This is a genomic window from Streptomyces chromofuscus (genome assembly GCF_015160875.1).
In the GTDB taxonomy this organism is placed as follows: Bacteria; Actinomycetota; Actinomycetes; order Streptomycetales; family Streptomycetaceae; genus Streptomyces; species Streptomyces chromofuscus.
Genome location: NZ_CP063374.1, coordinates 7,218,978 through 7,240,609 on the forward strand (window position 1 = coordinate 7,218,978; position 21,632 = coordinate 7,240,609).

At 70.5% G+C, this 21,632-nt stretch carries 20 protein-coding genes; 14 read left to right on the forward strand and 6 right to left on the reverse strand.

The genetic code is table 11. The features are described from left to right. Positions 1 to 288 precede the first annotated feature (288 nt). Positions 289 to 1,575 (reverse strand): IS256 family transposase, encoded by a 1,287-nt coding sequence (locus tag IPT68_RS32355; protein WP_373300785.1) that lies wholly within the window; start codon positions 1,573 to 1,575, stop codon positions 289 to 291. Between the two features lie 281 nt (positions 1,576 to 1,856). Beyond that, complete coding sequence (locus IPT68_RS32360; protein WP_407699456.1) at positions 1,857 to 3,086, reverse strand: IS701 family transposase; 1,230 nt, start codon at positions 3,084 to 3,086, stop codon at positions 1,857 to 1,859. A gap of 560 nt (positions 3,087 to 3,646) precedes the next feature. On the opposite strand from IPT68_RS32360, the gene IPT68_RS32365 reads away from it, so the two are divergent. After that, positions 3,647 to 4,654 carry a helix-turn-helix domain-containing protein gene (locus IPT68_RS32365; RefSeq protein ID WP_189700167.1) on the forward strand — a complete coding sequence of 336 codons (1,008 nt, stop codon included), beginning with the start codon at positions 3,647 to 3,649 and terminating at the stop codon, positions 4,652 to 4,654. A 428-nt stretch (positions 4,655 to 5,082) separates the two neighbouring features. Here the strand turns inward: IPT68_RS32365 and IPT68_RS32370 are convergent, their stop codons facing one another. Both IPT68_RS32370 and IPT68_RS32375 read right to left on the reverse strand, forming a co-directional pair. Then, positions 5,083 to 5,520, reverse strand: a complete 438-nt coding sequence (locus tag IPT68_RS32370; RefSeq protein ID WP_189700166.1) for a peptidoglycan-binding domain-containing protein — start codon at positions 5,518 to 5,520, stop codon at positions 5,083 to 5,085. A 163-nt stretch (positions 5,521 to 5,683) separates the two neighbouring features. After that, entirely contained in the window at positions 5,684 to 5,950 is a 267-nt protein-coding gene (locus IPT68_RS32375) for a site-specific integrase (protein ID WP_189700165.1), read from the reverse strand. 121 nt (positions 5,951 to 6,071) lie between these two features. On the opposite strand from IPT68_RS32375, the gene IPT68_RS32380 reads away from it, so the two are divergent. The 8 genes from IPT68_RS32380 to IPT68_RS32415 all read left to right on the forward strand — a co-directional run bounded on the left by IPT68_RS32380 (position 6,072) and on the right by IPT68_RS32415 (position 11,583). After that, positions 6,072 to 6,446, forward strand: coding sequence for a nucleic acid-binding protein (locus IPT68_RS32380; protein WP_189700164.1), 375 nt, complete (start codon positions 6,072 to 6,074; stop codon positions 6,444 to 6,446). A 2-nt stretch (positions 6,447 to 6,448) separates the two neighbouring features. Further along, positions 6,449 to 6,985 (forward strand): DUF6233 domain-containing protein, encoded by a 537-nt coding sequence (locus IPT68_RS32385; protein ID WP_189700163.1) that lies wholly within the window; start codon positions 6,449 to 6,451, stop codon positions 6,983 to 6,985. Positions 6,986 to 7,001: 16 nt separating this feature from the next. Then, positions 7,002 to 8,243 carry a hypothetical protein gene (locus IPT68_RS35140; RefSeq protein WP_189700162.1) on the forward strand — a complete coding sequence of 414 codons (1,242 nt, stop codon included), beginning with the start codon at positions 7,002 to 7,004 and terminating at the stop codon, positions 8,241 to 8,243. A gap of 167 nt (positions 8,244 to 8,410) precedes the next feature. Beyond that, positions 8,411 to 8,773 carry a hypothetical protein gene (locus IPT68_RS32395; protein ID WP_189700161.1) on the forward strand — a complete coding sequence of 121 codons (363 nt, stop codon included), beginning with the start codon at positions 8,411 to 8,413 and terminating at the stop codon, positions 8,771 to 8,773. Next, a complete protein-coding gene (locus tag IPT68_RS32400; RefSeq protein WP_189700160.1) occupies positions 8,770 to 9,429 on the forward strand; it encodes a nucleotidyl transferase AbiEii/AbiGii toxin family protein in 660 nt (219 codons plus the stop codon). The genes IPT68_RS32395 and IPT68_RS32400 overlap by 4 nt, the downstream gene beginning before the upstream one ends. A gap of 686 nt (positions 9,430 to 10,115) precedes the next feature. Further along, positions 10,116 to 10,535: an aspartate 1-decarboxylase gene (gene panD, locus IPT68_RS32405; protein ID WP_189700159.1), complete on the forward strand. Its 420-nt coding sequence runs from the start codon at positions 10,116 to 10,118 to the stop codon at positions 10,533 to 10,535. 20 nt (positions 10,536 to 10,555) lie between these two features. Further along, the gene (locus IPT68_RS32410) at positions 10,556 to 10,900 is read left to right on the forward strand and encodes a GNAT family N-acetyltransferase (protein ID WP_189700158.1); all 345 of its coding nucleotides are present in this window, start codon (positions 10,556 to 10,558) and stop codon (positions 10,898 to 10,900) included. A 2-nt stretch (positions 10,901 to 10,902) separates the two neighbouring features. Then, positions 10,903 to 11,583 carry an aspartate/glutamate racemase family protein gene (locus IPT68_RS32415; protein WP_189700157.1) on the forward strand — a complete coding sequence of 227 codons (681 nt, stop codon included), beginning with the start codon at positions 10,903 to 10,905 and terminating at the stop codon, positions 11,581 to 11,583. Between the two features lie 459 nt (positions 11,584 to 12,042). On the opposite strand, the gene gndA is transcribed toward IPT68_RS32415, so the two are convergent. Then, positions 12,043 to 13,482 carry an NADP-dependent phosphogluconate dehydrogenase gene (gndA, locus tag IPT68_RS32420; RefSeq protein WP_189700156.1) on the reverse strand — a complete coding sequence of 480 codons (1,440 nt, stop codon included), beginning with the start codon at positions 13,480 to 13,482 and terminating at the stop codon, positions 12,043 to 12,045. Positions 13,483 to 13,859: 377 nt separating this feature from the next. On the opposite strand from gndA, the gene IPT68_RS32425 reads away from it, so the two are divergent. Further along, the gene (locus IPT68_RS32425) at positions 13,860 to 15,029 is read left to right on the forward strand and encodes a transglycosylase family protein (protein WP_189700155.1); all 1,170 of its coding nucleotides are present in this window, start codon (positions 13,860 to 13,862) and stop codon (positions 15,027 to 15,029) included. On the opposite strand, the gene IPT68_RS32430 is transcribed toward IPT68_RS32425, so the two are convergent. Beyond that, on the reverse strand, positions 15,019 to 16,113 hold the full coding sequence (locus IPT68_RS32430; protein ID WP_189700154.1) for a DMT family transporter: 1,095 nt from the start codon (positions 16,111 to 16,113) through the stop codon (positions 15,019 to 15,021). The genes IPT68_RS32425 and IPT68_RS32430 overlap by 11 nt on opposite strands. Positions 16,114 to 16,341: 228 nt before the next feature. On the opposite strand from IPT68_RS32430, the gene IPT68_RS32435 reads away from it, so the two are divergent. The 4 genes from IPT68_RS32435 (at position 16,342) to IPT68_RS32450 (ending at position 21,622) form a co-directional block, all read left to right on the forward strand. After that, the gene (locus IPT68_RS32435) at positions 16,342 to 17,100 is read left to right on the forward strand and encodes a (2Fe-2S)-binding protein (protein WP_189700183.1); all 759 of its coding nucleotides are present in this window, start codon (positions 16,342 to 16,344) and stop codon (positions 17,098 to 17,100) included. Between the two features lie 83 nt (positions 17,101 to 17,183). After that, positions 17,184 to 18,335, forward strand: coding sequence for a glycogen synthase (gene glgA / locus IPT68_RS32440; protein WP_189700153.1), 1,152 nt, complete (start codon positions 17,184 to 17,186; stop codon positions 18,333 to 18,335). Between the two features lie 48 nt (positions 18,336 to 18,383). Then, on the forward strand, positions 18,384 to 19,604 hold the full coding sequence (gene glgC, locus IPT68_RS32445; protein ID WP_189700152.1) for a glucose-1-phosphate adenylyltransferase: 1,221 nt from the start codon (positions 18,384 to 18,386) through the stop codon (positions 19,602 to 19,604). Positions 19,605 to 20,281: 677 nt separating this feature from the next. Next, positions 20,282 to 21,622, forward strand: a complete 1,341-nt coding sequence (locus IPT68_RS32450; protein ID WP_189700151.1) for a wax ester/triacylglycerol synthase family O-acyltransferase — start codon at positions 20,282 to 20,284, stop codon at positions 21,620 to 21,622. The last annotated feature ends 10 nt before the right edge of the window (positions 21,623 to 21,632 follow it).

The window sequence follows — 21,632 nt, forward strand, 5'->3', positions numbered from 1 at the left end:
TGGCGTGAGGGCGACCCCGAGTGCCCCTCCCGATGCCTGATGCATCGTCAGAAAAAGTTGGCATTCGGTCAGCATGAGTCCTGAAAGCTTAGGGAGAACTGCCCGGACATACGACTCGTAGTAGGGCGTGGAAACAGCCCTTGACCTGCAAAAACGCAGGCAGGGAGCCTACTTGTGGGAGTGCCCCGATGTTGCGAACCATGTTCAAGTCCAAGATCTAGCGTTTGGGTGTTTTTGCAGCTCAGTGGCGGGTCTGTCCAGCCAACGGTGTAACTCGGGTGATGTGAGTTATCGGCGGCCGACGGAGAGTCGGCCGTCGAAGGCGATGTCGAATGCCTGCAGGGCGGGCTTCCAACGCATGGTCCAGCGTTTGCGTCCCTGGCCGGTGGGGTCGAGGCTCATGATGGCCATGTAGACGCATTTGAGGGCTGCAGCCTCGTTCGGGAAGTGCCCGCGGGCCCGGACGGCTTTTCGTATGCGAGCGTTGACCGACTCGATGGCGTTGGTGGTGCAGACGACGCGGCGGATCTCGGTGTCGAACTGGAGGAAGGGCACGAACTCTGCCCAGGCGTTCTCCCAAAGGCGCACGATCGCCGGGTACTTGGCGCCCCACTCCTCCTGGAACTCCAGGAACCGGTCTTCCGCCGCGCTCGCAGTGGGAGCCGTGTAGACCGGCTTGAGCGCGCGGGAGATCTTGTCCCAGTCCTGGCGGCCCGCGTAGCGGAACGACGCCCGGATCAAGTGGACGACACAGGTCTGGGTCACCGCCTGGGGCCAGACCGCCGAGATCGAGTCGGGCAGGCCCTTGAGCCCGTCACAGACGACCATGCACACGTCCTCGACACCGCGGTTCTTGATCTCGGTCAGGACCTGGAGCCAGTATTTGGCGCCTTCGCCGCCGTCGCCGGCCCACAGGCCGAGAATGTCGCGCGTGCCGTCCACCGTGACGGCGAGTGCGACGTAGATGGGCCGGTTCGCCACCTGCCCATCGCGCACCTTGACGTGCACGCAGTCGATGAAGATCACTGGATAGACCGGGTCCAGCGGCCGGTTCTGCCATTCGGCCATCCCGTCCATGACCTTGTCGGTGATGGTCGAGATGGTCTGCTTGGACACGCTCGCGCCATAGACCTCGGCCAGGTGGGCGGAGATGTCTCCGTGCGTCAGACCACGCGCGGACAGCGACAGGACCATCTCGTCGACGCCGGTCAGCCGCCTCTGCCGTTTCTTGACGATCTGCGGCTCGAAGCTGCCGTCGCGGTCACGCGGCACCGTGATCTCCACCGGTCCCACGTCGGTCAGAACGGTCTTGGACCGGGCCCCGTTGCGGCTGTTGCCGCTGCCGGCACCGGCCGGGTCGTGCTTCTCGTAGCCGAGGTGGTCGGTGATCTCGCCTTCCAGGGCGGACTCCAGCACGCGCTTGGTCAATTGCTGCAGCAGCCCGCCGTCGCCGGTCAGCTGCAGGCCGCTCGCGCGGGCCCGGTCGACCAGCTGCCCGATCAACTGGTCATCCAGCAGGTCCGCCGGCGACTCGGCCGGCCGGACCTCTTCAACCGCCTCAACAGAGACAGTCACGTCGCTCATCAGGTGCTACTTCCATGATCGGGAGTTACACCGAAGACCGTACAGACCCGACCGCCGATCCGGTCCGCCTCATGCGCGTATTCGGGCCGCCCTAGTACTCCAGCCGGACTTCTGTATTTCTCCTGGTCAACGGTCTGGCGGTGGGGAGTGTAGCGGGGGTGTGGCATCCGCGGGGCGGTCATGGACGGGCTGTCCCACCATCGTGTGCCCGCGCCGCATGTAATGACAGCGCCGGGCCCGCGCTTGGTGGCGGCGTCGCCATTGGGACCAGTTCACCGCATGGTCGCGGCGTGCAGGACGGCGGCGGGGTTCAGTTGCCAGCAGACGACGGATTTCGGCTGGTGTGAGGTCCACGAGGTCGGGTGTGTCGGCCTTGTCACCCCTTTTTCGCGCTGCTGCACGGCCATCACCGCGAGGAACGCGTGGGCGAGCATGGCGAGCGTGATGTGCCGGTACCAGCCCACGTAGCGACGGACCTCGTACTGGTCCAGGCCGCACTCGTTCTTCGCGCTCTGGAAGCACTCCTCGATCTTCCAGCGGCAGCCGGCGACGCGGACCAGGTCGGCGACGGTGGCCTCCAGCGGAGCGCAGGCGAGGTAGTAGGCGATCTCGTCGGGCTTGCTGATGCTGCGGCGGGCCAGCATCCACCGCTGCCGGGTCGGCTCGTCGCCGTCGAACTCCCCCACTGCGGGCAGGCGGGCGGCGGCCCAGTCGTAGAACCGTTCGCCCTTGGCTCCCGGCCCCGCCGACAGACGCTGCCATGCCTCGGGCGGGGCCTGGGCCAGGAGATGGTCGATGCGCGGGCCGTGGACTGGCTGGGACTTTGGCACGGCGACGACGTAGGAGAGACCGCAGTCTTCCAGGAAGCGCCGGAAGTGCGAGTCCTGTCCGTAGGCGGAATCCGCGGTGACCCAGGCGATGGGGAGTGGGGAGGCGAGGGCGCGACGGATGATGTCGCGGGCGAGGTCGCCTTTGGTGGCGAAGGTGCGCTCGTCGGGGATGCGGGCGGCTTGGCAGCGTTCTGGGTCGTCTGTCCAGGACTTGGGCAGGTAGAGCTCGCGGTCGACCAGGGAGTGTCCGCGGGTGGTGGCGTAGGCGGCAAAGACACCGATCTGGCAGTTCACTGTTCGGCCGGCGGTGCCGGAGTATTGGCGTTGCACCCCGGCGGAGGTGGTGCCCTTCTTGATGAAGCCGGTGTCGTCGATAATCAACACGCCTTCTGCGTGGCCGAGTTGTCCGGCCACGTAGGCCTGCAGGTCGTCTCGCAAGCCGTCGGCGTCCCACCGGCTGTGGGAGAGCAGGTGCTGCAGGCCGTGTGGGGTGGCATGGCCGGCGTACTCAGCGAGCTGCCAGCTGCTCTTTCGGCCGACCGGACCGAGCAGTCCGCGGACGTAGTCCCGCATCCGCCGCCGGGCCTCCACGCGGGAGAAGCGGGCTCCGGTCTGCAGGAAGAGTTCTTCGAGTTCCAGGTCCCAGGCGTTCGTCGGTACGTCGTGGATCACGACAACGGACTGCTCGTCACGCTGTCATTACATGCGGCGCGGGCACACGATGGTGGGACAGCCCGTCCATGACCGCCCCGCGGATGCCACACCCCCGCTACACTCCCCACCGCCAGACCGTTGACCAGGAGAAATACAGAAGTCCGGCTGGAGTATTAGGCCCCCGCCGGTGTGTCCTCACCGGCCGCGGGCCGTTTCGTTATTGGGGTTGTGCTGCCTACCGCAGCGGGGTCGTTGGGGTGCTGCAGCAGCAACAGCAGTACCACCAGCAGGAGTTGAGATGGCGCTGCTGGCTGCTGCCGGTCCTGGTGTCAGTCGGATTCGGGCGGGACCTCCCGTCGGCAGTGCTCAACGTGCAGCGGTACGAAACGAGGACGCGGGCTGGCTGACACAGACATGGCATAATGTCACCGCTCGGCTGCGGGGGCCGGGGTACTTTCGCCGTGCGCGGTGGGACAGCCCTGTCGGCCAGGTTGTCTGGAACCCCCCCGTGTCATGGAGTGAGGTGTGGGGGGACGGATCATCGTGCGATCAGGCCTGTGCAGACGAGGGACCGTCTCATGAACTCGGTCCTGGACACGTCCCTCATACCGCAGCAGGACCGGGAGGAGACCATCCGCTCGGCACTGTGGGAATCCTTCGTACGGGTCGATGTCGACCACCACCGTCCGGCCAGCGACATCTCCGTGCGGATGGGGCTGGACGCTGTCGGGCCGATCCGGATCTGCTCGGCGAAGTCGACGGCGGTCACCGTGCGCCGGACGAGTCGGCTGGCCAGGGAGGACGAGGAGCCGGCGGTCTTCGTCGGTCTGCAGATGTCGGGGACCAGCCTGGTGGAACAGCACGGCCGCCAGTCCCTGCTGCGGCCGGAAAACCTCACGGTGTACGAGTCGATTGCGCCCTACACCTTGCATTTTGGCCGGGCCCTCGATCACCACTTCCTGCGCATCCCCCGGGCGGTGCTCGCGCTCCCCGACCGGGCGCTGCGCGACATCGCCGCGATCCCGCTCGGCTCTGACAACCCCGTCGCGCGCCTGGCCTTCCGGTACTTCGCCGAACTGGCCGTCAGCGAGGACACGCGCGGCGGGGTGTACGCCGAGGCGATCGTCCAGCCCAGCATCGAGCTGCTGCGGGCCGCCGTGACGTCCCAGCTGGGCACGTCCCGGGTCAATCGTGCGGCGCTGGAGGCGTCTCTCGGGCTGCGGATCACCCAGTACGTCCGGAAGCACCTCGCAGACCCGACCCTGTCAGCCGCGCGGATCGCCGCCGCGCACGGCATCTCGGTGCGGCATCTCTACACGGTGCTCGCCCAGTCGGGGATCAGTCTCGGCGACTGGATCCGCTCCCACCGGCTGGCGGAGTGCAGACGGGAGCTGGCCGGACCGGGCGGGCGCCTGCGGACCATCGCGGGAATAGCGCGGAGCTGGGGTTTCCCGGACCCGGCCTACTTCAGCAAGGCGTTCAAACGGGCGTACGGCATCTCGCCGCGGGACTGGCGGGACCACCACCATCCCGGGTCGTCGACGCGCGGGTCCGGCCGGGGCGCCCGGACGGCGGACGTGTCCTGACGGTGGCGCTCACCCGCCGAGCCATATCCGGCCCCCGGGCGTACGCGGGCGGGTCGGACACGGCCGTGATCACACCGCGAAGTTGTCGCAAGACGTCCGGTCGACCCACCGGTGAGAACCGATGGCGTCGTTGACTCTTGGGCCTCGGTGGCACAAACGGAACGGCCAGTATCGATAAGCTTGATCTTGAATAGAGGGAGGACCTCGGCGGCATCACCGGGGTCCTCCGTTGTGGTGGGGTAGTCGCAGGTCAGCCTTGCGGTGTGAAGTGCGCGAGGAGGTGTCCTCCAACTGGGCGTCTCGCCGGACGACTTGTGTGACGTCGCCGAACCAATCTGGCCATGACCGGGAACTACCCGGCGAAGCTGATCACCGAACTACAACTGAAGGGCTGAGCGGAACTGCCGCTTGAGCTGCCTCGATGCGCGTCAGCTCTTGGCACAGAAGGCGTGTGCACCGCTGCTGGTCCGGTACGACCAATTCATCGCGTCGCGGGTTTGCGGTCCGTATTCGCCGTCCACGCCGATGCCAAGACGCTGCTGAAGGGAAACTACTGCAGCCCTGGTTGCGTTGCCATATATACCGTCTACGGCCAGTCCCGCCCCGTAGCACTTGTTCAGCGAGAACTGAAGTGCACTCACCCCGCTGTTTTGACTACCGTACTTGAGGTAGCACCAGTAGGGGTCGGCAGGAGCATAGTTCTGGTGCGGCATCAGGATGTAGTAGCTCCCCCTGGGGTTCTGCTTGGAGGTGTTGCATTCGTAGTTTGCAACAGCTGCGGCAGACGATGCGGTAGCAATCGCGCCGCCCAGCAGGCCGGCAAGCAAGGCACCGACCGACAGGATGCTCGCGGAACGCTTCTTCATGCGTTTCTCTCTTCGATGCGTGGGTGAGCGGACAGGCGCAGGTCACGCGTGCCGTGAAGCGCGCCGCCTGTTCGCCGGTGGCGGTGCGCCGCACGGCAGGAGATTAGACGCCGGTACGGGCGCGGACTTGGTCGTGCGTGCGCAGAACTTGGTCAGTCGTGCTCTACGTTCTTGATCGGGGTTGATCGAGCCATTCGTAGGGTTGGGTCGCCCAGGGGGTGAACAGCCCCATATCCCGGGCCGCTGTCGACCAGTCCCGCCCTGTAGCCGCGCACCAGCGCAGGAACAAGGTCACCGCCTCGGCGTACGCCTTCGTCGTCGTCTCTGCCCGGCCCCGGGCCAGACGCACCTCCCTCAGGAAGCGGTCCGCCTCCTCGACGACCTCCAGCCCGTCGTCCACCACGGTCCAGTACCGGGCCCCCGACGGCATCAAGACAAGAAATGTTCCGTACATTCGTTCCCGTCACTCTGCGTGTCGATCACAACGATCCACTGCAGAGCTACACCCCCCGAGAACCGTCGCAATACCACACACGACGACAAGAGGTGCCATGTCACACCACTGTCGCCAAAACCCCAGAGAACCCGGCGACCTCATCGCAGCACAGCAGGAACTCAACCAGGTGCGGGCCGACCTCACCGCCCTGTACAAGCAGCTGCCGTACTCCGTCGAACCGATGGAGGCCTGGCAGCGTCCCGAGGGCTACTGGCTCGCCACCTCCCGCGCCTACCCGGAGTCGCCGGGCTGGTCGGAGCAGGAGCAGCAGGAGGTCGCCGTGCTGCGGGAGAGGGAACGCGACCTCACCGGGGCGATCCTCACGCACGCCTTCTGGAGCGAGGTCCCCGGGCCCGAACGGCTCGATGCCCGGTCCCAGCTCAAGCACGCCCTCGAACGTGAGGACGGCGAGGGCCAGGAGGCGGCGTAGCTGTGGCGGACACGCCACCCGAGCCTGACCCGCCGCCGATTACGGTTGTCCTCCCCGACGGCCAGGAGGTCACCGGCCGCCTCCAGGAACGCCAGCAAGTCCCGGGCGCCTGGCTGTACAAGGTTGCCGTCCCGGCCTGGCAGAACACGCCTGACGGCCGGGTGGAGCCGTCCTGGTACGTGGTGTGGGTCAAGGCCCCCGACCACGTGAAGCCCGTGCCCGGCGTCTCCTACGACGACGTCCCGACCACCCGGCTGCCCCCGCCGCCGACGGAGCGCGAGATCCTCGGGCCGCGCCGGCCGTCGGGCTGGGTGCTGCAGAAGCTGGAGCGCGGCCGCGGCATCATCCATGCCGTCGACTGCAAGGAAGCACCCGCCGGGGCGCGGGTGCTGGCCCTGGACAAGGCGCTGGACGCGGCAGAGCATCCCGGGACCCGGCTGTGTTCTCTATGTGGTGCGGCGGCCGAACTCGATCCCGTGCTCAAGGGGTTCGAACATGGCTTCGGCGGTGCGGAAAACGGCAGTAGGGATCCGTCGTGATCGTCACACTGGCGGGATGAGCCTGTTCGACGCCGACGCCTACGATCCCGACGACATGATGGTGCACCCTCGCCATCAGGCGATGCAGCCGGTCTTGGCTCAGCTCATTCAGCAGCTCCGCGAATGCGACACGGTGGAGGCCGGGGTCGAGTTCCAGCGGGACCTGCTCGACCGCCTGCTGGAGGTGGAGAAGGACCGCGCCGGGTTCAAACGTGCCGCCAAACGGATACGCAGCGGAAAGGGGCCGCACCCGGAGGCACCGGAGCCCCAGTCGGGCCGTGATCTCGCCGACGCGGCGACCTGGCAGTTCGAGCAGGACGTGTGCGACCGGCTGGCCCGCCAGCTGCGCTCGGTGGGTGATGCCCTGGCCTGGCGCGTCTTCGGCTTCCACCGCCCGTTCATCCTCGCTCTGTGCCGCAACCATTCGCCCGGCCTGATGCACGGCAAGGCAGGGCTGCAGGCGGAACGCGAACGTGTCGAGAGGGCCTTCAAGGAGGACGGTGCTTTCGCGCTCCTGCACGACCTGACCAACTGCCTGCGCATCGGCGACATCACGGTCTGGGACGGCGTACACCCGCCCCGCACGGAAGAGATCAAGACCAACCCGAACAACACCAAGAGCGCTCAGCTACGGCGGATCAACCAGGCCCGCGCGGCGGTGCTGGACGGCGGCCCGCTACCGGGGGACAACGCCTCCGAGCTCCTCTACGACCTGAACCTGCCGCTACGCACGCACCTGAACGTGCTGCGCGAGGCCCTCGAGCGGGCCGCAAACGAGGGGGTATACGCCACCGACATTCCTGGCAGCCGGGCCCTGTTCGTCATCGACCAGTACGGATGCACCCAGGAAGGACTGTCCTCGAAGGAGTTCAACGAGCGCCTTCGGCAGAGCGTCGACACCGCCTTGCAACGGGCAGGGATCGCGGCCGGCCGCGAGGACCACAACATCCACGTGATCAGTCTCGACAGTACGGCCCGCGACCCGCTTCGGGTGCCCTGGGCGAACTACCCGCTGCATCCCGTGGCCTGCGCCCGCCTGATCGGCGACTACGCCGTGGCCACCGTGGAGACCTCCGGTCCTCTACTGACCCGCCTTCCGGCTCCCACGCGTCATGGCCGGCCTGCGCAACCTCGCCATCGGCGTCCACCGCCAGAACGGCCACACCAACATCGCCGCCGCACTACGCCACACAGCCCGCGACTACCGCAGGCCCCTGACCGCCCTCGGCCTCACCGGATAGATCCGGACAGAAGGTAATCACGCAACAGACCCTGCCATCTGGGGCTGCACGGATAGGCCGTGATGCGCTAAGCGCCCACTGGGTGAGATGTTCGAGGGAAGGGCGGGCGGCGCCCGACCCGTACGTACGACCGGGGAGCCCCGTATCCGCCATGCCGCTGCTTCCCAGCAGCGATACTGGATGCATGGACTCGACGATCACCGCCCCCCGCGCCGAGGTGCTGCGGGACCGCTACCGCAGCCGTCTGCCCGAGCGCTTGCAGGAGCTGGCCGGCCCCGTCGAGGGCAACGTGGACCTGCCGCTCCACATCGTCTGGTCAGGGCGGACGAGCTACAGCCTGGACCGTCCGAAGCCCCGTATGACGCTCTACCGGACCGTCCTCGCCGAAGGACTGAGTGAGGACCTGGTGGCCCTCCTGCATCACCGGCTGCTCACCGAGCAGTGGCCCGTGCTGCGGCGCTTGATCAGTCCCTACATCCGCGAGGTCTGGGAGGACGCCTTCCCCGAGCTGCTCCGCACCGCTCCGGCCGACACGAGCGCCGCGTGAAGCTCACTCCGCTCCACGAGCATCTCCTCGCCGACATCCTGGACCTCGGCTCCCCTTACCCTCTGGTCCTCACCGGCGGATACGCCGTGCAGGCCCACGGCCTGGTCGAACGCTTCAGCCGTGACCTCGACGTCGCCACCGAGAACCCCGCTCCGATGCAGGAGATCGTCGCCTCACTCACAGCAGGCCTCGGCGCGCGCGGATGGCGGACCACGCACGTCCAGACCGATCCGCTCAGCGGCCGGTTCCTCGTCACCGATCCGGACACCGGCGAGGAGTGCGAGGTCGACGTCCACAAGGAGGCGTTCTGGGCTCCGCCCGCCCAGACCCCCTACGGCCCCGTGCTTTCCCTCGACGACGTGATCGGCACCAAGGTCCGTGCCCTCGCCGACCGCGGCACCGTCCGCGACCTCATCGACGTCCAGGCTGCTTCCCGCCACCGCTCCACCGCCGACCTCGAATCCCTGGGCCGCCGTCGCGCCCACGACGAGTTCAGCCTCGAAGACCTCCGGGACCGGCTCATCGGCGCGGACTGGTACGAGGACGAGGACTACACCGCGTACGGGCTCACCTCCCGGCAGATCGAAGGACTCAAGGCGTGGGCGCTGGAGTGGGCGGAGGATCTGAGTGCGCGGATCCATGACGAGAACGCCTGAGAGGTCGTCATCGCGTCCATCCCCTCTACCGCCGTTGCAACGAGAGGATGTGGTGTAGCCGGCAGGTTCCAACCCGGAGCCGTCAACGGTGGGTGGCTGCCCTGCACGGCGGATGTGCAGGGAAGCCGAGCGATTCCCCGCAGCGGACTCACGGCGAAACCGTGCTGCGGTAACGGTCAAGCACTGCATCCCGCTCCCACTGAGCGCTGTATGGAGGACCGGCTCCACGCGCAGGCGCGTCCCGTCCGGTCGAACACCTGGAGGGCCTCCAGGCAGACGACGGCCCCACGTGCCTCCCCGGAAACTGAAAATGCCGGAAATTTACTGGTATGACGTGAACGCCGTGCGCCTGACGTCGGCTGTGTGAGCTCCTCGCGAATCTTTCGGGCTGCAGGGCGTGCCGGGGCGGCGAGTCATCCTGTGACCCGCATGCACCTGACGCGACGTCAGGTAAGTCAGCGTTTGGTCGGCATCAGTTCCCGAACATCCTGAAACGCTGTCTGAACAGGCACCTGATCGGGGGCGTCACAACAGACTGGTTGGCGCGGAAGCACAGCCCGGGAGCCCTATCCCCAATGACAAGCGATGTTCCTCACAATCTCCGAGTCAGGCGCGTGCCAGTTGTAGAGTGATACCGCCCTTGACCTGCACAAAGCAGGCAGGGAGCCGTCTTTCAGGAGTCCAAAGTGCTGCGAACTTTGATCAAGTCCAAGATCCATCGCGCCACCGTCACCCAGGCCGACCTGCACTACGTGGGATCGGTGACCATCGACGCCGATCTGCTGGACGCCGCCGACCTGCTGCCCGGCGAGCTCGTGCACATCGTGGACATCACCAACGGCGCCCGGCTGGAGACGTACGTCATCGAGGGCGAGCGCGGCTCGGGCGTCGTCGGCATCAACGGGGCCGCGGCCCATCTGGTCCACCCCGGGGACCTTGTGATCATCATCAGTTACGCTCAGGTCACCGACGCCGAGGCGCGGGCGCTGAAGCCGCGCGTCGTGCACGTGGACCGCGACAACCGGGTCGTGGACCTGGGCACCGACCCGGGTGCACCCGTGCCGGGCTCGGACCAGATGCGCAGCCCGCAGGCCGTGCGGGCCTGAACCGCCGACGAGGAGTTCCCATGAGCGAGACCGAGATCCGCGACGACCGGGCGGCGGGCCGCCTGGAGGCCGTCGGCGGTGGCGAAGTCGTCGGCCGCATCGAGTACTTCGTGCTCGACGGCCCGCAGCGCGCCCTGGTGCCGGTGCACACCATCGTGGAGCCGGCCCACGAGGGCAAGGGCATCGCGGGCTCCCTGGCGCGCGAGCTGTACGCCATCGCGGAACACGAGGGTGTTTCCGTCGCCCCGCTCTGCCCGTACGTCTCCAAGTGGGCCGAACGCCACCCCGACGAGGCGCCCGCCGCCGACCCCGCGCTGCTGGACGCGGCGCAGGAGTGGCTGGCGGCACACCCCGGCCGGTTCTGAGCGTGCTCGCCCTGCTGCACACCTCACCCCTGCACGTCCCGGTCTTCGACGCCCTGCGCGAGGCGCACCATCCAGGGCTGGAACTGCGGCACCTCGTCCACGAGGACCTGCTGACCCGGGCCGGTCACGAGGGGCCGCAGGCGGTCGCCGAGGACGTACGGGAGGTACTGGACCGCGCCGCCGCCGACGGCGCCCGGGCCGTGCTGTGCACCTGTTCGAGCATCGGCGGCGTCGCGGAGGCGGCCGCCGCCGGGGCCGGGGTGCCGGTGCTGCGCGTCGACCGTCCGATGGCGGCCGCCGCGGTGGCCGCCGGACCACGGGTCGCCGTCCTCGCCACGGTGGCGAGCACCCTCGCCCCCACGGTCGCCCTCGTGGAGGAGGAGGCCGCGCGCACCGGCCGCCCCGTCGAGGTGCGCGCGCGTCTCGTCGAGGACGCCTGGCCGCACTTCGAGGCGGGGGACGCCCGGGAGTACGCCCGCCGGGTGGCCGCGGTGGCCGACGAGGTCACCGACGCCGACGTGATCGTCCTCGCCCAGGCCTCGATGACGCCCGCCCAGCAGCTGACGTCGACCACCGTTCCGATCCTGTCCAGCCCCCGGCCGGGGCTGGCGGCGGGGGCGCGGGCGGTCGGCGCGGAGACCGGCGAGAGCCCACCTGGGCCACGGAGTGACTCCGGCGGGTGACTGGCGGCGCGGGGCGCCGGGTACGCGGGGAGTAGTCCAGAGCCGACGCTCACCGACTGGCCGGAGGACACCATGACCGAGCCGCCCCCCGCACCGGTGCCACCGCCCCCGGGCCCTCAGCCGCACCCGGTGCCGCCCCCCGAACCACCCCCGGCGCCGACCCCGCCGCCGCCCCCGGCCCCGCAGCCGCCGGGCCCCCACCCGGCCCCGGACCCCAACCCGTCCCCGATCCCCCCGGGCCCGGAACCGGTCCCCAACCCGGAACCGGGACCACCCCTCACCTGACCATCAGCGGTGAGCGACAACAAAACGCCGCTCACCGCAACGCCCCCGCGTCAGCCGTGGCCGACTGTGAACCCCGCTCACGGCAACGCCGCTATAGAGGCACGGGGAGCTGGGGCACTGCGCGACCAGCCCTCACAGCCCCGCACCCCCGAGGCGACCGAACCGGCCGCGCCCCTACGCGGACACCTCCGACCGGTCCCCACCCCACAGCGTGTGGAACGTCCCGTCCCGATCGGTCCGCCGATACGTGTGCGCACCGAAGAAGTCCCGCTGCCCCTGCGTGAGCGCCGCAGGCAACCGCTCGGCACGCAGCGCGTCGTAATAGGCGAGTGCCGCGGCGAACCCCGGCGTCGGCACACCCTGCCGCGTCGCGGCGATCAGCACCTCACGCCAGTCGTCCTGGGCTTCGGCGATCTCCCGCGCGAACGTCTCGTCGGACAGCAGGCTCGGCAGGTCCGGCCGGGCGTCGTACGCGGCGCGGATGCGGTCCAGGAAGGCCGCGCGGATGATGCACCCGCCGCGCCAGATCGACGCGACCTGCCCGAGGTCGACGTCCCAGTCGTACTCCTCGCTGCCCGCCGCGATCTCGTGGAAGCCCTGCGTGTACGACACGATCTTCGACGCGTACAGCGCCTGCTCCACCCGGTCCGCGAACGCCCCGGCCTCGTCCTTGCTCAGCGGCGCGGCCTTCGGACCCGCCAGCCCCCGCGAGGCCTCCCGCAGCGCCGCGTGGCCGGACAGCGAGCGCGCGAAGACCGCCTCGGCGATCCCGGAGACCGGCACGCCCATGTCCAGCGCGATCTGGACCGTCCAGCGGCCGGTGCCCTTCTGCTCCGCCTGGTCCACCACCACGTCCACGAACGGCTTGCCGGTCGCCGCGTCCACGTGGGACAGCACCTCGGCCGTGATCTCGATCAGGTAGGAGTCCAGCCGGCCCGTGTTCCAGGTGCGGAAGATCTCCGCGATCTCCGCGGGGGCGTACCCGGCGACGTCGCGCAGCAGCTGGTACGCCTCGCCGATCAGCTGCATGTCGGCGTACTCGATGCCGTTGTGCACCATCTTCACGAAGTGCCCCGCGCCGTCCGGACCCACGTGGGTCACACAGGGCGCGCCGTCGGCCGCCTTCGCGGAGATCTTCTCCAGCATCGGCCCCAGCGATCCGTACGACTCCTTCGAGCCGCCCGGCATGATGCTCGGCCCGTGCAGCGCGCCCTCCTCGCCGCCGGAGATGCCGGTGCCGACGAAGTGGATGCCCTGCTCGCGCAGCTCGCGCTCGCGGCGCCGGGTGTCGGCGAAGTGCGCGTTGCCGCCGTCGATGATCATGTCGCCGGGCTCCAGCAGCGGGGCGAACTCCTGGATCACCGCGTCGGTCGGCTCACCGGCCTTGACCATGATGACCAGGCGGCGCGGCCGTTCCAGGGCCGCCACGAAGTCCTTGGCGGTCTCCGCCGCGACGAACTCGCCCTCGCCGCCGAACTCCTCCACCAGCGCGTGCGTCCGGGACGACGTCCGGTTGTGCACCGCGACCGTGTAGCCGTTGCGCGCGAAGTTGCGGGCGAGATTGCTTCCCATGACCGCGAGACCCGTGACGCCGATCTGGGCTGAAGTGCTCATACCGCCTGCTCCTCATTGGGACCCGGGGATCCCGTAGTAGCTCGTGTATCGGTGATGGTGATCCGAAATGCGCGTATCTGAGTATGTGGGTATGTATGTGTTTGTGTGGTCCGGCACCGCCGACCTGTCGGTCCGCTGTGTCGCCAGTATCGCCTCCCGGCCATCCTGACGTGCCGATACGCCGACCGCATGTCCGGGGCCGACGGGGGTCAGTACGTACGGAAGGGGTCCGGCGCCTCACCACGCGCCGGGTGCCCCGGCAACGGGAGTGCGATCCGCGCCAATTGGGCCGTCCAGTCGGCCGATTGCCGTCTTGTCATGGCCTGTTCGCGGTGCATACTTTTGCCCCTCCTGACGCTTGTCGAGGGGGACTTCCCATGGCCGTACGCGGCCGGCACCGCCGGTATCAGCCGAACAGGATCAACCGCGCCTCGCTCACCGTCACGGCGGGCGGCGCCGGCATGGCCCTCCCGTTCGTCGGCACCGGCGCCGCGCACGCGGCCGACGTGGACACCTGGGACAAGGTCGCCGCGTGCGAGTCGAGCAACGACTGGAACATCAACACCGGCAACGGCTACTACGGCGGCCTGCAGTTCAGCCAGTCCACCTGGGAGGCCTACGGCGGCACCGCGTACGCGGCCCGCGCCGACCTGGCCACCAAGGACCAGCAGATCGCCGTCGCGGAGAAGGTCCTCGACGGGCAGGGCCCGGGCGCCTGGCCGGTGTGCTCGCAGCGCGCCGGGCTGACGCGGGGCGGCGAGAGCCCGGACGTCAGACCCGCCGGCACCTCGACGCGGACCCCGAAGTCCACGGCGGCCGACGTCCAGCCGCAGACCACACCCCAGTCGCGGGCCGGGACCGCCGAGATGTACACCGTCGTCCGCGGCGACACGCTCTCGACCATCGCCGAGGAACGCGACGTCCGGGGCGGCTGGCAGCGCCTGTACGCCGCCAACCGCAGGACCATCGGGGCCGACCCCGACCTGATCCTGCCCGGCCAGCGGCTGAACCTGCGCGCCAAGGCCACGTCCGCCCCGAGCGCTCCGCCCACCTCCGGCAAGCCGGCCACGACCCGGCAGGCCCCCAAGTCGTCGCCCAAGAAGCCCGCTTCGGACAAGAGCAGCGCCACCGAACAGCGCCACGGCGCTCTCGTCGCCCCGGTCAGCGGCCCTCTGGGCACCGCCTACCGCGCGACGGGCTCCAGCTGGTCCAAGGGCTACCACACCGGCGTGGACTTCCCGGCGCCCACCGGCAGCTCGGTGAAGGCGGTGGGCCCGGGCCGGGTCGTCGACGCCGGATGGGGCGGCTCCTTCGGCTACCAGGTCGTCATCCGGCACACCGACGGACGCTACAGCCAGTACGCGCACCTGTCGGCGATCTCCGTGAAGGCCGGGCAGTCGGTGAGCGCCGGCCAGCGCATCGGACGCGTGGGCTCCACCGGCAACAGCTCGGGCCCTCATCTGCACTTCGAGGTGCGGACAGGGCCCGGTTTCGGCACGGACGTCGACCCGCTGGCCTATCTGCGGGCCGGCGGCGTCAGGATCTGACCCGGACCCGGCCGCGCTCCACGGCCGGGAAGGGGACGTACGGCGCGCCGTACAGGGCGTAGTACGGCGGTGAAGTCTCCGCGGGAGCGGCGGGCGCGGCGTCGTCCTGGTCGTACCCGCCGTCGCCGCGCACGGCCCGGCCGTACACGCCCTCCGTCAGCGGGCTCGGCAGGAAGACGCCGTCGGGCAGGGCCATGGCCGTCGGCTTGCGGGCGGGGAGGAGCTCCGGCTCGGGCAGCGGCGTCACGTCCTCGGCCCGGGCCCGCTCGACGCGCTCCGCCGTCAGCAGGACCAGCCCGGCGGCCGCCACCGCACCGCAGCCCAGCGCGAGCGCGGTGCCCGTGGTGCCGTACCGGAAGGTCTCGCCGAACATCGTGATGCCCACCGCGGCGGCCACGACGGGGTTCACCACCGTCAGCGTGGCCAGCGGGGCCGCCAGGCCCGCTCCCCGGTAGGCGGCCTGGGACAGCAGCAGACCGGCGACGGCGAACACGCCGATCGCGGCCAGGGCCGGCAGCAGCGCCGACGTCACCCCGCCCGTCCAGTCGACCGCGACCGTCTTGGTGAAGACCGAGGAGATGCCGAACGCTGTGCCGGACGCGGTGGCGAGCACCATGGCCCGCACCGCCGGACGCCGGTGCGCCGCCCGGCCCACGGCCATCAGCGCCCCGACCACACCGGCGGTCGCCAGGAACACGCCGAGCTGCTGGCTGCCGTCCAGCGACCGCGCGTCCGAGCTGCCGACCAGGGACAGCAGACCCGCGAGGCCGACGGTCGCCATGACGGCCCCCCGCCAGGCCGTCGAACCGGCCTTGCGGCCCACGCACAGCGCCGCCATGGGCAGCGCGAAGACGATGGTCAGTGCCCCCAACGGCTGCACCACGCTCAGCGGGCCGTAGGCCAGGGCCGCCACGTGCAGCAGGCCACCGAGGCCGTTCAGCGCGACCGCGGCCCACCAGCCCGGCCGGCGCAAGGGGGCGTACTGCCCGTCCGACACCGCCACGTGCTCCTGCACGATCGCCCCGCCCGCGTACGCCACGGCGGAGACGAGCGACAGCAGCACGGACAGCGCGAGGGCGCTCATGGCCTGCTCCTCTGCGGGCGGCGGGGGCCCCAGGCCCGGCGCGGCGAACGATCGACGTCCATGAACAACACGATGCCTTGTCGAGCTGTTCCCGTCGTCGTCCCTGAGGCCGCAATAAGACCTACTGCCGATGGAGTACGACCAGCCGCCCGTCATCCCCAGGGTGGGCTACCGGGGAGGCAGACCCGCAGGGCTCAGCCCCTAGGGGACTTGGTACTACTGCTCCTCGTGGACCTCGACCCCCAGCTCACCGGCCTGAACCAGCTCGGCGGCTTCTTCGTGCTGCGCACGGTCGTGGACGCGGCCCGTAACCCGGCGAGGCCGCTGCCGACCCTCGCACAGACATACGACGGTACGGCATCGGGTGTTCAGCCCGATCCCCTGGCGTCGCGTGTGCGGACAGTGGCGACGGCCCTGCGGGCTCCGGAGGCGCGGGTCGCCGCTTCGGTGGCGCACCTGGGCCTCGCGGCGCGGCTCTGGTCACCGGCCCTCGGCTGCGCCGCCCTGTACGGCCGGATCCCCGACCTCGACCCGCGGCTGCTGCGCTGGGACGCCGACGCCGGCGCCCCCGACGACCTGTGGCTGACCGAGGTGCGCCCGCTGCCGGGAGACGCCGCCACCCTCGTGGACGTCGTGCTGCACGGCCACCTCCAGCCGCTGGCGGCCACCCTGCGCGCCCGTCACCGGCTCGCGCGGGGACTGCTGTGGGGGAACGCGGCCTCCGCCCTGGCCGGTGCCGTCCGCGAACTGGACCGCCGGGCGCGGGCCGACGGCCGTACGGACATCGCCGCCCGGGCCCGCGCGCTGACCGCCGAACTCTTCGCCCACCCTCTGCTGCGCGACACCGGCACCCGGACCGGCACCGCCTTCCGGCGCCGCAGCTGCTGCCTGTACTACCGGGTGCCCGGGGCAGGCGTCTGCGGCGACTGCTGCTTCACCAGAACGCCCACGGCTCGGCCCCGGACGCCCCGGACGCCCATGGCTTGATCCCGCGGCCGTCCCGTGGTCTTCCGCCCGCGCCGCATCTGGGTGACCATGAGGGGACCAGCCGCTGAGACAGGGGGTTCCGGGTGCGAGTGGGACTGCTGACCCGGGAGTACCCGCCGGACGTGTACGGCGGCGCGGGCGTCCATGTGGAGTTCCTCGCCCGGGAGTTGCGCTCCCTGGTCGACCTCGACGTGCACTGCTGGGGCGAGGGCCGCAACGAGGGCGTGGTCCGCCACCGCCCCTGGCCCACCCTCGACGGCGCCAACGACGCCCTGCGCACCTTCTCCGTCGACCTCTCCGTCGCCGCCGCCCTCCAGGGCCGCGAACTGGTCCACTCCCACACCTGGTACGCCCATCTCGCCGGCCACCTCGCCAAACTCCTGTACGGCATCCCGCACGTGATGACCGCCCACTCCCTGGAGCCGCTGCGCCCCTGGAAGGCCGAGCAACTCGGCGGCGGATACGCCCTGTCGAGCTGGGCCGAGCGCACCGCGATCGAGGCCGCCGACGCGGTGATCGCCGTGTCGGGCGCGATGCGCGAGGACATCCTCGCCTGCTATCCGGCACTGGACCCGGACCGCGTCCACGTCGTGCACAACGGCATCGACACCGAGCTGTACCGGCCGGACCCCGCCACCGACGTCCTGCACCGCCTGGGCGTCGACCCGGCCCGCCCGTACGTGCTGTTCGTCGGCCGCATCACCCGGCAGAAGGGCGTCCCCCATCTGCTGCGCGCGGTGCGCGACATCGACCCGTCGGCCCAGGTCGTGCTGTGCGCGGGCGCGCCCGACACCCCCGAGATCGACCAGGAGTTCCGCGAGCTGTACCGGGAGCTGAGCCGGGTCCGCGACGGCGTGCACTGGATCCCCCGGATGCTGCCACGCCCGGAAGTGATCCAACTCCTCACACACGCGGCCGTCTTCGTCTGCCCTTCGGTGTACGAGCCCCTGGGCATCGTCAACCTGGAGGCCATGGCCTGCGGCACCGCGGTCGTGGCCTCCGAGGTCGGCGGCATCCCGGAGGTCGTCGCCGACGGCAAGACCGGCCTGCTGGTGCCCGTGAACGACGACTTCGAGGCCGACCTGGCCCGCGCCCTGGACGCGGTGCTCGGCGACCCGGAGGGTGCCCGGCGGATGGGTGAGGAGGGGCGGGAGCGCGCGGTGGGCGAGTTCGGCTGGGGCACGGTCGCCCGGCGCACGGCTCGCCTTTACGGGAACGTCCTGATTCCGGGGTAGTCGACAGAGCAGAGCACGACGGAACAACGGGCGTAGAAGGGCGGCGGGATGCGGCGCGGTGGACCTTCGGTGCTGGGAATCGTACTGGCGGGCGGGGAGGGCAAGCGCCTGATGCCGCTGACCGCGGACCGGGCGAAACCCGCGGTGACCTTCGGCGGCACGTACCGCCTGGTGGACTTCGTCCTGTCCAACCTCGTCAACGGCGACATCCTGCGCATCTGCGTCCTCACGCAGTACAAGTCGCACTCGCTGGACCGGCACATCACCACCACCTGGCGGATGTCCAGCCTGCTCGGCAACTACGTCACGCCGGTCCCGGCCCAGCAGCGGCTCGGCCCGCGCTGGTTCCTGGGCAGCGCGGACGCGATCCTGCAGTCGCTGAACCTGATCCACGACGAACAGCCGGAATACGTGGCGGTGTTCGGCGCCGACCATGTCTACCGCATGGACCCGCGCCAGATGCTCGCCCAGCACATCGAGTCCGGCGCGGGCGTGACGGTGGCCGGCATCCGTGTCCCGCGCTCCGAGTCGTCCTCCTTCGGGGTGATCACGCCGGGCTCGGACGGCAGTACCGTCGAGCGGTTCCTGGAGAAGCCCGCGGACCCGCCGGGCCTGCCGGACGCCCCCGACTGCGTACTCGCCTCGATGGGCAACTACATCTTCACCACCAAGGCACTCGTCGAGGCCCTCCAGCGGGACGCCGAGGACCAGAACTCCGTGCATGACATGGGCGGTTCGATTCTGCCCCAGCTCACCGCGCGCGGCGAGGCGCACCTGTACGACTTCGGCGGCAACCACGTGCCCGGCGAGACGACGCGCGACCAGGGGTACTGGCGGGACGTCGGCACGCTCGACGCGTACTACGACGCCCACATGGACCTGATCGCCGAGCGACCCGCCTTCAACCTCTACAACCGCAGCTGGCCCGTCTACACCCACTCCAACCAACTCTCCCCGGCCCGCTTCAACGCGGGCGGCATCGCCGGCGAGTCCATCATCAGCGCGGGCTGCCTGATCCGGGGGCAGGTCACCCGGTCCGTGCTGTCGCCGGGTGTGGTGGTCGACCCCGGAGCGGTCGTCCAGGGCTCGGTGCTGCACGACAACGTGCACATAGGGCGGGGCGCGGTGGTGCGGGGCGCCGTGCTCGACAAGAACGTCGAGGTGCCCCCGGGCGCGACGATCGGCGTGAACCCGGAGCGGGACGCGGAGCTGTACACCGTGTCCAAGGGCGGGGTGATCGCACTGGGGAAGGGGCAGCGGGTGCCGTGAGGGCGCGGGGCCGATCACTCACTCGACCCTCCCTCCGGACGCGCCGCCGACGGCCGCCGCCGTCCCGCGGGCCGAAACGCCCGGACGCCCGTTCCGGTGGCCTCCGGGGCCCGCCGCCCCCACCAAGACACGCCCGGACGACGCGCAGGTGGCGTCTCGCCGCCTTGCCGACGCTCCGAGGCGCGCCGGACGCCGTGCGGCGGGCGTATCGGCCGTCCGGCGACCCCGGAGACACGCCCGGACGCCGAGCGTGCGGGCTTGAGGCGACCTGTGGCGCGCCGGGGTTTCCGTGCGGCGGCCGGACGCTTCCGGAGCGGCCTGAAATCCGGGGTGGCGGCAGGCTTGCTCCGCGCGGCGTCCGAGCGTTGTCCGGAGCGGCCCGGCCCGCGCGTGCGGCCCGACGTCTCCGGTGCCACGCCCGGAGGTACCCCTGGCGCGTCGCGGGCGCTCCGTGTGGCGCACGCCCCGTCTTCGTGTGACGCTCCCTACATCTGCGTGCTGTCCCCTGCCCCTCTCGCGGCACCCCTTCTGTCGCATGCGTCCCGTGAGTCCCACCGCTTTCGCAGGCGGCGGCACTTAATCTGCTGTTAACTGTGCGTAGCCTGATCGCACTTGACCGTAATCGCGCGTGGGCGATTGACTGCTGGCCCACCCGTTCCTCGACGCGAGGCAAGCCCTTGAACTCTGACGACCTGCTCGCTCCCCTGGACCTGGCGTTCTGGAACATCGAGTCCGACCGACACCCCATGCACCTGGGTGCGCTCGGCGTGTTCACGGCCGGCTCGCCCGCCGCGGGCGCCCACGCCGCGGACCTGCTCGCCGCGCGGGCCGCCGCGGTGCCCGGCTTGCGCATGCGGATCCGGAACGTGTGGCGCCCGCCGGACCTGCGACAGCCGCTGGCCTTCGGCGGCGCCGCCCGCGAGCCCGCACCGGACTTCGACCCGCTCGACCACGTCCGGCTGCACGCCCCGACCGCCGACTTCCAGGCGGAGGCGGGCCGTCTGATGGAGCGTCCGCTGGAGCGAGGCCGGCCGCCGTGGGAGGCGCACGTGCTGCCGGGGGAGGACGGCGTGTCGTTCGCCGTGCTCTTCAAGTTCCACCACGCCCTCGCGGACGGCCTGCGCGCCCTGACCCTGGCCGCCGCCGTCCTCGACCCCACCGACCTGCCCGCGTCCCGTCCCCGCCCGCCGGAGCCGCCCCGCCGCGTGCTGCCCGACGTGCGCGAACTGCCCGACCTGGTGCGCGGCGCGCTGTCCGACGTCGGCCGCGCCCTCGACATCGGCGCGTCCGTCGCCCTGTCCACCCTCGGGGTGCGCTCCTCGCCGGCGCTGACCTCCGAGCCGTCCGGCACCCGGCGTACCGCCGGAGTGGTCCTCGACCTCGACGACGTGCACCGCATCCGCAAGGCCGTCGGCGGCACCGTCAACGACGTCCTCATCGCCGTCGTCGCGGGCGCCCTGCGCCGCTGGCTCGACGAACGCGGCGACGGCAGCGACGGCGTCGCGCCGCGCGCCCTGATCCCGGTCTCCAAGCGTCGCCCGCGCACCGCGCACCCGCAGGGCAACCGGCTGTCGGGGTACCTGACCCGGCTCCCGGTCGACGACCCGGACCCGGTCGGCCGCCTCGAGACGGTCCGCACGGCCATGGACCGCAACAAGGACGCCGGCCCCAACCGGGGCGCGGGCGCGGTCGCGCTGCTCGCCGACCACGTCCCGGCACTCGGCCACCGGCTCGGCGGGCCGCTGGTCAGCCAGGCCGCGCGGCTCTGGTTCGACATTCTGGTCACCAGCGTGCCGCTGCCCGGTCTCGGCCTGAAGCTGGGCGGCAACGCGCTCACGGAGGTGTTCCCGTTCGCCCCGCTGGCCGCCGGACAGTCCCTCGCCGTCGCCGTCTCGACCTACCGGGGGCGGGTCCACTACGGGCTCGTCGCCGACGCGGCGGCCGTACCGGACCTGGACCGGTTCGCCCAGGCGGTGGCGGACGAACTGGAGACGTTGATCAAGGCCTGTGTGCCCTGATCATGACGGG